Below are 12027 nucleotides of genomic sequence, written 5' to 3'. Positions count from 1 at the left end.
TACCAACGTCGTGTAGTACATGGTAATGGTTACCCAGCTTCAGGTGGAAATTATTAGCTTTAAATCCGGCGTAGATACCCGGAAAACGAATTTCTGGTGCGTTGTACTCTGGTCCATTCTGGTAGACGGTGGCGTAGCCCGTTGGTGTCATCATTTCAATCATGAAGAGCAGAGCAAAAGAGAGAAGCTTTAACAGTCTTCTGTGACAAACAAGCATATAGCTGGTGTAGATCCCATTTGATAATTATTAATTTGTTAGTCAGGATTGACCTGTTAAATAGTATTTTTTATTTATACTCATTGAATCAATTGTTACGATCCCTATGGAGCCAGAGGAAAAATAGCAGTGGGTTCAGGATGTAGCAAGAATGGATTTTTGTGCAATTTGACTGTTGGTTTTGAATTCGTGATATTTACTATCCTGATCGGGAATAAATAGATTGATATCAGGTTGGTTGTGTGTGCAGATATTCTAGAAGAGCCGGAGGAAAAACACCTCTGGTTTAACTGTTTTTAAGCTACTAACCTGATGGCTTAATCACTTTCTTGATTTCAGGGTTGTGTCTGTTTTTACTGTTAACAAGCATTAAAGTCACGTAGACTACCTTCTCAACAGTCTGACCATTTGATACTTTATTTAATCCAGGCTTTTAAAGTCAGGATGGCCAATCTGATAGTGTCCTGAACAACGAGGCGTTGCGTAAAGCCTGTTTCAATCAATTTAATTACAGCATCACCGACATTAAAGCCAACTATCTTAATTTATCCAGCCAGCCTCTGCCCTGAACTTGGATAGAGAGGACTAATCAGTGGTGGGAGGATGTCACACTGCTTTATAGCCTTTATTCAATGTATAAATGGTATTCTTAACACCCTGAACAATGACAAAACTCGCTTTTACCTGTCGCCCTGTGTATCCGGGTCACTGACAACCGTTTATGAGTTGAGAGGGCACAGCAAACATTATATCGTAAAGATCCATAGTGGCAGGGTCTGAGTGTTTTAGAGTATGGACAGCCTCTGATTACTTTGTACGCACATTCGGATAATTTGAACAGATTTTCTGTTTTATTGACAGTGATCTTGATGTATCATCGGCGGGATTCTTTCCATCCACCCAATACACTCGGATCGGTAACAGGTAATGCTGAGAATCGCCCAAGAAGCCCTCACTTTCGATGATGTCCTGCTTCTGCCCGGATATTCAGAAGTTCTCCCCAAAGATGTCTCTCTGACCACCAAGCTGACCCGCGAAATCGAGCTGAAAATTCCTCTGATCTCGGCAGCCATGGATACTGTGACTGAAGCCCGTCTGGCCATTGCCATGGCTCAGGAAGGGGGCATTGGCATCATTCACAAGAATATGACCGTTGCTCAACAGGCAAATGAAGTTCGTAAGGTCAAAAAGCATGAAAGCGGTGTCGTCAAGGACCCCATTACAATAGATTCCACTGCGTCGGTCAGGGATCTTCTTGAATTGACCGGTCGTCATAAAATATCCGGAGTGCCCGTTCTGGATGGCAGCGATCTGGTCGGTATTGTCACCAGTCGTGACGTCCGTTTTGTCTCCAATCTGGATATGGTTGTGGCTGATATTATGACGCCTAAGGACAGGCTGGTTACTGTGAAGGAAGGAACCGATCAGGAAGCTGTTCGCAAGTTGCTTCATAAGCATCGTATCGAGAAGGTGCTGGTAGTGAGTGAGGCTTTTAATCTGGTCGGCATGATGACCGTAAAAGATATCAAGAAAGCTCAGGATTATCCTAACGCCAGTAAAGATTCTCACGGCCAGCTGAGAGTGGGTGCTGCAGTAGGCACAGGACCTGAAACCCCTGAGCGTGTTGCTGCTCTGGTCGATGCCGGTGTCGACGTAGTGATCGTTGATACTGCCCACGGCCATTCCAAAGGCGTTATTGAGAGGGTTCGCTGGGTTAAGGAAACCTATCCTCACGTACAGGTCGTCGGCGGCAATATTGCTACCGGTGCAGCCGCCAAAGCCCTGGCCGATGCTGGTGCCGATGGCGTGAAAGTGGGTATTGGTCCTGGCTCCATTTGTACCACTCGTATCGTGACCGGTATTGGCGTACCCCAGATCTCGGCAGTAGCCAATGTTGTGGCAGCGTTGCAAGGAACCGGCATCCCGGTGATCGCTGATGGTGGGATTCGCTTCTCCGGTGACCTGGCTAAAGCCATCGTAGCGGGTGCCAGTGCGGTCATGCTGGGTAGTATGTTGGCAGGTACCGAGGAAGCTCCGGGTGAAGTTGAGCTTTATCAGGGCAGAAGTTACAAAGCTTATCGTGGCATGGGTTCACTTGGTGCCATGGCTCAGGCTTCCGGCTCCAGTGACCGTTACTTCCAGAGTGCAGAAGCCGGTGCCGAGAAGCTGGTCCCGGAAGGTATTGAAGGTCGTGTACCTTACAAAGGGCCGCTGAATGCCATTGTCCACCAGATGGTGGGTGGTCTGCGTGCAGCAATGGGATACACCGGTTCAGCAGATATGAAGACCATGCGTACGGTGCCCGAGTTCGTTCGGGTGACCAATGCGGGTATGAAAGAGTCTCATGTCCATGATGTGACCATTACCAAAGAAGCGCCCAATTACCGGGTGGGTTAATTTGACCATTCCCCTGAACTGTTGGCTATAGCATCCGCAGTTTAATGCCGGATCAGTAACAGGTCTTCGCACACCATGTAGAGGATCTGTTGCTGGTCATAGCAGTTATCTAATGTTGAGAAGACACATGTTAGAGGATATTCACGCCGAACGAATTCTGATTCTGGACTTCGGTTCCCAGTACACCCAGCTGATCGCCCGACGTGTACGTGAGATAGGTGTTTATTGTGAGCTGCATCCCTATGATATGGATGAGCAGGCTATTGTTGAGTTTGCCCCCAAGGCTGTGATTCTTTCGGGTGGACCTGAGTCCGTGACTGGGGACGCTTCGCCCCGTGCACCTCAGGCTGTTTTTGAACTGGGTGTGCCAGTGCTGGGTATCTGCTACGGTATGCAGACTATGGCTGAGCAGATGGGCGGCAAGGTATCGACCTCGAATCTGCGTGAATTCGGTTATGCCGAAGTAAATCTGGAAAACAAGGTCAGGCTGTTCGATGGCATTGAAGACCATGTCAATGAGCAGGGACGTCTGAGTCTGGATGTCTGGATGAGCCATGGTGACAAGGTGTCCCAGCCACCCGAAGGCTTTGTGGTCGCGGCTTCTACCGACTCCTGTCCTCTCGCAGCCATAGCCTGCGAAGAGAAGCAATACTACGGTGTCCAGTTTCATCCTGAGGTGACTCATACCAAGCAGGGCGGTCGTATTCTGGAACGTTTTGTCATTGATATTGCCGGCTGTCAAAAGCTCTGGACGCCAGGACAGATTATTGAAGATGCTATCGCCCGTGTTCGTGAACAGGTGGGTGATAAGACCGTGCTATTGGGGCTCTCCGGTGGTGTTGATTCCAGTGTTGTGGCAGCGCTTCTGCACAAGGCAATTGGTGATCAGCTGGTTTGTGTCTTCGTCGATAATGGTCTGCTTCGTCTGAACGAAGGTGATCAGGTGATGGCCATGTTCGCAGAGAACATGGGGGTGCGTGTTATCCGTGCAGATGCTGAAGAACTGTTTCTGGAGAAGCTGAAAGGCGTTCAGGATCCGGAGGCCAAACGCAAAATTATTGGTAACACCTTTATTGAAGTCTTTGATCAACAGGCTGTGGCACTGGACAATGTTCAGTTCCTGGCACAGGGCACTATCTATCCCGATGTGATCGAATCAGCAGGTGCCAAGTCTGGCAAGGCTCATGTCATCAAGTCTCACCATAATGTGGGGGGATTGCCTGAAGATATGGCTATGGAACTGGTTGAGCCGCTGCGTGAACTGTTCAAGGATGAAGTTCGCAAGATTGGCCTTGAACTGGGGCTGCCTTATGACATGGTGTATCGCCACCCTTTCCCCGGTCCGGGTCTGGGCGTAAGAGTGCTGGCAGAGGTCAAGAAAGAGTACTGCGATATTCTCCGTCAGGCGGATGCCATCTTTATTGAAGAACTGCATAAAGCCGACTGGTATCACAAGACCAGTCAGGCCTTTGCTGTGTTCCTGCCGGTTAAATCGGTGGGAGTGGTCGGTGATGGTCGTCGCTATGAGTATGTGGTGGCCTTACGGGCTGTAGAAACCATCGACTTTATGACCGCTCGCTGGGCCCATCTGCCTTATGAGCTGTTGGAGAAGGTCTCCAGCCGGATCATCAACGAGATAGAGCATGTTTCCCGAGTGACTTATGACGTATCCAGTAAGCCACCGGCGACCATTGAGTGGGAATAGCATCGGGCGATGACTGGTTAAGTGAAATGGAACGGCTTGTCTAAGGGGGAGCCGTTTTTTTTGTAGTATGTAAAAAGAGCGACTGCTGTGATCTGCGCTTGATACAGTCGCTTTGAGAAAGTCAGTTAACAGGTTGTTTAAGTGGAACGAATTAAAAAAAGATCTTTCAAAATGGTTCCTTACTACATGTAAAGAATTTAAGAAATCATAGAGGTACAGCAATGCTCACAACTAAATTCACATCAAAAGGTCAGATCACTATACCCGCCAAAGTGCGAGCAGATCTGAACCTCAGAGAAGGAGATCAACTCGAGTTCATCCAGCAAGAAGACGGCACCTGGCAGGTTGTTCCTAAAAACCTCAGCATTATGTCGCTGTGTGGAGCCGTTAAGACGAACATAAGTCTTTCAGATGATGATATAAAAGCCTATATTTCAGAGGGTTATTCTGGGAAAGATAGCAACGACGAAGAAGATGAAAGGGTTGTAGTATGATTGGTCTGGACACCAATATTTTGCTCCGATTTCTGACTCAGGATCACCCAGCTCAGTCCAAACAAGTTTTCAGGTCATTCAAACAGCTCAAACCTGAACTGAACATGAGGGGTATATATCAGAACCCGTTATGCTGGAAATTTGTTTCACTCTGCAAACAGGCTATTCATTTGACCAAGATGCTCAAAAATGTCTGGCAATGCAAAAGCCATGATTAAACTCTGGTGTGTGGGAGCCAGAGAAATTGTCGGGTTCATTAACCAAAGGTAGCGACCTGAATTTCTTCCATATCCCTGTTGCGCCAGAGGTCATAGTTAACCTGCATATTCAGCCACAGCTTAGGAGAGGTGTTGCAAGCCTTAGCTAATTTGTAAGCCATCTCAACACTGACATTTGATCTCTGGTTAACCAGTTCAGACAGGGTTTTACGCGCAACTCCCAGATGCTTGGCAGCTTCGGTTACGCTGATATTCAGTGGTTCCAGATAAGATTCTTTGAGAACCTCGCCCGGGTGCATTGGGTTAAACATAATGAATCCTCTCCTAGTGATATTCTCTATGACTTGCTCCCATGCCACAGAGGTTGTCGCAAAATTCTCTCAGCGTAGTGATAAAAATGTCATTTGTCAGGAAAAAAACAGTCTAGCCTTCACACCTTGCAACAGGTTCCAGTCAACAGCCATTAATGGGATGCTGAATAAACTGGAATAGACCCACTAAAACGTAGGCCACAGGATGAAATCGAACCGATAGTCACCTGGCATTGGCGATAAACGCCATCCTCTAAAATCACGGCTGCTCCACTGTATTGGTGATCACAACCGGAAACCTTTCCCATGACGATTTCGCACTGACGGTAGGCTCCGTTTTGTTTAATGACTGTTGTGCCGGTGTACTTCAGACTACACTGGCTGAGCTGCCCGTGGTTGATCGAACAGGTTCGGTACTCTCCGGCAACGGTAATGCCTGATACCATCAGGCTAAACAGCAATATCCAGAACTTCATTAAAAGACCCGGGGAAAACTCTATGGCTGCATACTACCTCGATCATCAGGGCAGTTCATCAGGACTAATACCTGCCTCGTTCCAACACTCCGGACATTATCTCAAGAGATAGAGTTCAGTTTTTGGGTATTCACATTCTGGAGCACGGGAACAAGGTGTAAAGGCTAACTGCCTGAAAAATCTGTTTTTTTAGAAAGCAAAGTTTCTTTAGCTGAATTTCACGGTTGTTAATCAAGCAGCGATGTGCATAATTACCGGCCATCAGCAGGGGTAACGTGACAGGATATTGTCGCTGCGCCTCTGCCTGTGATCCTCTTAATAAACACCATAACGGATGAGTCCGCTTATGAGTGAAAGGGCACTTTCCTGTGAATGTCAGAGGAAGTTCCCACAACAATCAGCCATTGATCCATTGAATCTCCGGATCAAGGTTAAAAGTAGAGGCGCACCGTTTATCAGTAATCCGTAGCAGGTTGACACCGAGTGTCCTGAGTTGGCCAGGGCCGAGAGCCGGATGAAAGGAAAAGGTGCCGAAGCAGAGTCGTCGTCAAACTCATCTGCTGGTGGTGCATCGAAGAGGTGTATCACTGTCACGGTTTTTACTGTGGAGCGCTACTGGACAATCGTTTCTGAAAGACTCTGCCCAAAAGGCAGGTTGCTCGGCAACAGGCAAATACGGGGCCTATCCGGTCGTATTCTGCTTCAATCCATTGCCCTCCTGATCCTATATCGTGAATTAAGCTTAATGTCAGCAGTCATGGAACTTCTGCTCATCGAGCGTTTTCACTCACAAGATCAGTCTTTATGGAATTACTTGGTTACAGCACATCACCCCTTTCACTGGTCGCTCCGGCAGTGGCTATTATTCTGGCGATCCTGACCCGTCATGTACTCTTTTCCCTTGGCGCAGGTATCCTTGCAGGCGCTCTGCTACTGACTGACTTCAGTGTCAGCAATACGTTTACTTATCTCCTGAACAGTTTTACCGAAATTTTTTGGGATAATGGTATCAATACGGGCACTGTCTTTATTCTGCTCTTTCTGGTGATGCTCGGCATCATTACTACCCTGATTGATGTTTCCGGTGGCGCCAGGGCCTTTGGTGAATGGGCCCGCCAGAGAGTGAAAACCCGTCAGGGATCACAACTGGTTACTGTTTTGCTGGGTATCATTATCTTCATTGACGATTACTTTAACGCACTGGCTGTTGGTAATATCGGTCGCCCTATGACAGACCGTCATGGTGTCTCCAGGGCAAAGCTGGCTTACCTGATCGACTCAACGGCTGCACCTGTGTGCGTAATTACCCCTGTCTCCAGCTGGGGTGCTTATATCATTGCCCTGATTGGCAGTATTCTGGTGGCCCATGAAGTGACTGATGTCAGTGCTATTGGTGCTTTTGTGAGTATGGTACCGATGAATCTCTATGCGGTCTTTGCTCTGGCACTGGTATTTTGTACTGCGGCTATGGATTTGAACGTAGGTCCTATGTTGACCCATGAGCGCCGTGCTCGAGCCGGTGAATTGTACGACAGCCGAAAAGGAACCCCTCCGGGGTCATCTGAAGCCATCAGTAGCAGTGAAAAAGGAAGCGTTGCCGATCTGGTGATTCCTATTCTGGCTCTGGTGATCGCGACGACTGCCTCCCTGATTGCAACAGGCGCTTCTGCGCTTCAGGAAGCCGGTACGCCATTTTCTATTCTCGGCGCTTTTGAAAACACCAATGTGGTCAACTCCTTGATCTATGGAGGTCTTGCTGGTCTTCTGGTCACGGCGGTCAGAATGCTCAGCCATAATCTGGATGCCACAATCTGGTCTAAGGCGGTTGTTGAAGGTACCCGCTCCATGCTGCCTGCCATTTACATTTTGGTGCTGGCCTGGGTGCTGGTGGATATCATCAGCTCACTGGAAACCGGCAAGTATCTGGCCGGGGTGGTCAGCAGCTCAAAGATTGATACGGGCTATTTACCTCTGATCCTGTTTGTGGTCTCCGGCGCTATGGCTTTCTCTACCGGTACCAGTTGGGGCACGTTTGGTATCATGCTGCCCATAGCGGGAGATATGGCGGCGGCTGCCGATATTGCCATGATTCTGCCTATGTTGGCCGCTGTCCTGGCAGGTGCAGTGTTTGGTGATCACTGCTCACCGATCTCCGATACCACAATTCTGTCTTCCACAGGGGCCTCTTGTCACCATATTGATCATGTGGTGACTCAGCTTCCTTATGCCCTGAGCATCGCTGCTGTGGCTATGTTGGGCTATCTGGTGATGGGTCTGACAGATTCCTCAATGACGGGCTTTCTTGCTTCCGGAGCTGGTTTTATTCTGCTTGTGTTTTTATTTCGTAAGATATCCGCTAAGCAAATGGTCAAGTCTGCAGATCATCAGTTGGCAAAATAAGCTTTGACGGTATTCATAGCTAAGTCATGTCGGAAGCTAAACCATATTGGAAGATTTTTTCCTCTGGCTGCCGAAACATTACATTAATAGTAAGCTGTAATTGATACCACATCAGAAGGCATGGATGCCTTCACCCGGAGCAGGGAAGCTATGAGTTTCGACAAACTGATGAAAGCCGTTGCCCGCAACAATCAGCTGGGTGAACTGGATTTTCGCGATAACCGCTATTACCTCACTATCGACAGCCGCATTGAGTTCACCTGTTTTCAGGCCAATGGGCGGTTCTTTATCCACGGCATCATTGCCCAGTTGCCACCCGGTGAAAAAGATCGGGAAAATCTACTCCGTAACCTGATGACCAAAACCGTGGGTCTGGCAACTACCCAGCGGGTTATTTTGTCGATAGAGCCTGACAAAGACTCATTAGCTTTACACTACTCCTGCCCGCTTCAGGGGATGGATGAAGACCTCGTTGAGAATGCTCTGGCTGAGTTCGCCAATAACTTTGAGTATTACCTCGTAGAAATCAGTCAGGAACAGACTGTCATACCAACTATGCCAACGATGATCATGCCATGACGGATAATATTTCTCACAGTTTGTTTGGCTGTCTTGTTACCTGGGCAGAAAACTCAATCGGTGGGTATAACGGACTGCGTAAGGCTAACGAAGCCTTTTTGAAAGCAGTGGTTCGTTACAGCCGTTTTGATGAGCTTCATCTGTTTCTTCATGAAAGTCAGATCGACGCTTTCAGGCAAGACTGGAAAGAATACCTGAGTCAGCATGGGGCGGGTAAAAATATCAATATTCTACCGGTTCATGATCTGCCTTCCTGTTTGCAGCAACATGTTTATAGCGTTTTTCATTCGGGTGATCCCTATATCTCTGATCTGGCCTCTCTGCGTGAAAGACACGCTTGCAGACTATTTCCTATCACCGGCAGGGCTCACAGTCTGAGTGATGATGCTCGTTTATCCCGGGTCAGGGATTTGATTTTCTCCCCCATCAAACCCTGTGATTCCATAATCTGTAGCTCCAAAGCCCAGAAAAAGGTAATGAAGCGTCTGATCTCTTCGGCCAGTGCCAGTGTCAGTGACACTGTTGGCAGGGCTATTCCTTATCGTGGGCAGGTGAGCCTGATGCCACTGGGTATTGAGCCAGCCAGACAAGAGACCGTTGCTTCCAGGGAGGCCAAGGTGCCTCAGATACTCTGTCTTGGCAGGCTATCCGCAGCCGATAAAATGGACCTTCATCCGTTACTGCTGGCATTGAATGATCTGTTTGAAGAGGGAACGGTTACCCGCTTTCAGCTGGTGATTGCCGGAAGTGGTGATGCCTCCGGCGAATATGTTCATTCATTACTGGCTCAGGCCTATGAGCTCAATCTTGAAGACTGTATTCGCTTTGAACTCTCTGTTGATGACGAGAAGCGTGAGCAATTACTAGCGGAAGCGGATGTGTTTGTTTCTCTCGCTGACAATGTTCAGGAGAGTTTTGGGCTGGCACCGGTAGAAGCTATGAGGGCAGGTATCCCTGTGATTCTTTCCGACTGGAATGGCTATCGAGACCTCATTGTTTCCGGGCAGGAAGGCTTCCTGATCAAAACCGCATCGGCAGACCATGATGATATTTCCCGTTCTCTCAGTCTTGTCAGCAAAACTCAGGCTCAACTGATTCAGGCTCAGGGAGTGGCGGTTGACATAGACGCGCTGAAACTAGCGTTATCGACATTGCTAATGGATGAATCTGTCCGGGAAAAGATGTCTGAAGCGGCAATCCGGAGAGTCAATGAGACCTTCAGCTGGCCTCTGCTGATTGAGCAGTATCACAAACTGGTAGAAGAACTGGGGCAGGAAGCTTCAAGAATACGACACCATCAGGGCAGGGCAGTGGGGATGCCCTATCAGGAGGTGTTTGGGCATTATGCTACGGTGGCTCTGCAAGAAACAGACGTTCTGGTAACCACTGATAGAGGTCTGCGGGTTCTGCTGATGTCGGAGAAAGGTTTCTTTTTCAATCAGTTGAGTCATCTCCTTGATAAAAACGAGATAAGAGAGGTTATCAGGAAACTCGTTACACCTCAGAGTGTCAGCAATATCCAAAAGCTGTTTCCTGACAGGCAGCCGTTATTGTTTTTATTATCCTGGATGTTGAAGTATCAACTGGTTGCTTTTTCTATTGAGACAGAGGCAGGTAAGCCCTCTTTCGCGAAATTGCCAGACTGGTACAAGGTTGAAGATCCATGTCTGGTGAATGGTCTGGTATTTCCGGAGCAGCTGAGGTCTAAATGGATCAAGCCTGTTATCAATCAATACGTTCAACTCAGTCAGAGTTATGTCAATGACATTGATAGTTCTGGTGAGGGTTCCGAAAGTAGCTTGATTCAATCTATTGCCCAGTCAGTCATTGAGTGGATGGATGACAGGCTCCTTCAGGCTATAGGCTGGTTGGCAGAAGATCACACCCTGTCCGGCTACGGTGAAGTGTTAAAGTTGCTGGAATCCAAGGGGGTGGAAACACTGATTGACGCTTATCCTCATTGGTATCGAAACATTCAGAAGGAATTTTTCCAACGAGTCAGATTGACCCGTACACTCTTGAGTCGGGTGAAGCGGGACTTGTCAGAGATCAATCATTACTTTTTCTCGGGGAGCCATCAGCCAGCAGAGAGCCATCAGCCAGCAGAGAGCCATCAGCCAACAGAGAGCCGTCAGCTGACTTCTGGTCTGACCTCTATCCGTGATTTGCAATTAGACGTAGGATCACCCGTTTACCAATTGACGTTTAATAATGGTGAACACCTGGTTTATAAATTGAGAGACCTCGCCATTGACCAGTTATTACTGGGAGAGAATCAGAGTATGGCCCAGTCAGTGAATGCCTGGGTACAGGACTCAGAAGCTCTGGGTGTATTCAGGATACTGAATAAGTCTTCCTATGGTTATGTTGAGTTTATTGCATCGGAAACCGTTTCCAAGAGCGATGATCTGGAAACTTACCATCGTCGCATGGGAGTGGCAGCAGGCTTCTGTCTTATGTCGGGTCTGACTGACATTCACAGCAAAAATCTTCATATCAATGATAACAAGCCTTACCTCATTGATGCCGAGACGGCTCTTCATAATCCTGTGATGATGCAATTGCAGGCAGAGTTGCAAAATCCCGAGTTGAGCTTTCTGAGAGGCATGCGGGATTCCAGTCTTGGCCTGACGGGTCTGATGAAGGTTTGGGAAAATTTTCATCTCTGCAAGACCCGATACAGCTCAGTCAAACTGGAAAATGGTGAGCTGGTGGCTGAACAGCCGCAAACGGCCACTTCTTTTCTTGATCATCTGCTGATGGAAAAGGGTCGGCACTCTCTGGATGGTCGACATCCTTCAGTAGCCTCTCAATATGGCAGAGCATTTGTGGAAGGCTTCAAAGGCTCGGTGTCCGCTATTTCCGAACATTCAGAGCAGTGGTTTGATTACCTGAAGTCCATGGCGGGTTTTGAGGTCAGGTATCAGCCGCGTTGGAATCTGAATGATGCCCGCAAACAGTTTCGAGACCTTCATTAATAAAAAGATGAATCAGGAAGCCCTGGAGATTCTTCACAAGGAAGCCATTCCAAAAGATCCCGACAATCCTACTGTCAAAGCCTTTATCGGTATGGCGCTGATGATGGAAGGCAGAAATAAGGAAGGTGAAGATTACCTGACTACGGCCAACAAGGAAGGTGACGAAGAGACCGCCACCATGGCAAAAGAGTTATTGGAGAACATCAGGAAGGGTTAAGCCTTCCTTTCACTGTCGGCCAGCGCCTCCATAAC

The 12027-nt window shown here is 48.1% G+C and carries 9 protein-coding genes and 1 riboswitch; of the genes, 7 read left to right on the top strand and 2 right to left on the bottom strand.

What is annotated here, in order from left to right:
- Window positions 1-1144: 1144 nt before the first annotated feature.
- The 3 genes from guaB to KDK18_RS03035 all read left to right on the top strand — a co-directional run bounded on the left by guaB (window position 1145) and on the right by KDK18_RS03035 (window position 4813).
- A complete protein-coding gene (gene guaB, locus KDK18_RS03045; protein ID WP_257253117.1) occupies window positions 1145-2614 on the top strand; it encodes an IMP dehydrogenase in 1470 nt (489 codons plus the stop codon).
- 127 nt (window positions 2615-2741) lie between these two features.
- Window positions 2742-4319: a glutamine-hydrolyzing GMP synthase gene (gene guaA / locus KDK18_RS03040; RefSeq protein WP_257253119.1), complete on the top strand. Its 1578-nt coding sequence runs from the start codon at window positions 2742-2744 to the stop codon at window positions 4317-4319.
- A 221-nt stretch (window positions 4320-4540) separates the two neighbouring features.
- Window positions 4541-4813 (top strand): AbrB/MazE/SpoVT family DNA-binding domain-containing protein, encoded by a 273-nt coding sequence (locus KDK18_RS03035; RefSeq protein WP_257253116.1) that lies wholly within the window; start codon window positions 4541-4543, stop codon window positions 4811-4813.
- A 256-nt stretch (window positions 4814-5069) separates the two neighbouring features.
- On the opposite strand, the gene KDK18_RS03030 is transcribed toward KDK18_RS03035, so the two are convergent.
- Together KDK18_RS03030 and KDK18_RS03025 are read right to left on the bottom strand one after the other, a co-directional pair.
- Window positions 5070-5342, bottom strand: coding sequence for a HigA family addiction module antitoxin (locus KDK18_RS03030; RefSeq protein ID WP_257253115.1), 273 nt, complete (start codon window positions 5340-5342; stop codon window positions 5070-5072).
- Between the two features lie 152 nt (window positions 5343-5494).
- Complete coding sequence (locus KDK18_RS03025) at window positions 5495-5818, bottom strand: hypothetical protein (protein ID WP_257253113.1); 324 nt, start codon at window positions 5816-5818, stop codon at window positions 5495-5497.
- A 430-nt stretch (window positions 5819-6248) separates the two neighbouring features.
- Window positions 6249-6441, top strand: a riboswitch (Lysine riboswitch).
- 181 nt (window positions 6442-6622) lie between these two features.
- Here KDK18_RS03025 and KDK18_RS03020 point away from each other — a divergent pair.
- The 4 genes from KDK18_RS03020 (at window position 6623) to KDK18_RS03005 (ending at window position 11992) form a co-directional block, all read left to right on the top strand.
- Complete coding sequence (locus tag KDK18_RS03020) at window positions 6623-8218, top strand: Na+/H+ antiporter NhaC family protein (RefSeq protein WP_257253111.1); 1596 nt, start codon at window positions 6623-6625, stop codon at window positions 8216-8218.
- 150 nt (window positions 8219-8368) lie between these two features.
- Window positions 8369-8797: a CesT family type III secretion system chaperone gene (locus tag KDK18_RS03015; RefSeq protein WP_257253110.1), complete on the top strand. Its 429-nt coding sequence runs from the start codon at window positions 8369-8371 to the stop codon at window positions 8795-8797.
- Window positions 8794-11775, top strand: coding sequence for a DUF4135 domain-containing protein (locus KDK18_RS03010; protein WP_257253109.1), 2982 nt, complete (start codon window positions 8794-8796; stop codon window positions 11773-11775). The genes KDK18_RS03015 and KDK18_RS03010 overlap by 4 nt, the downstream gene beginning before the upstream one ends.
- Window positions 11741-11992: a hypothetical protein gene (locus KDK18_RS03005; RefSeq protein ID WP_257253107.1), complete on the top strand. Its 252-nt coding sequence runs from the start codon at window positions 11741-11743 to the stop codon at window positions 11990-11992. The genes KDK18_RS03010 and KDK18_RS03005 overlap by 35 nt, the downstream gene beginning before the upstream one ends.
- Window positions 11993-12027: the final 35 nt, after the last annotated feature.

Source organism: Endozoicomonas sp. SESOKO3 (genome assembly GCF_024606255.1).
The sequence above is the reverse complement of the archived record's forward strand: the minus strand, read 5'-3'. Positions and strand labels throughout refer to the sequence as shown.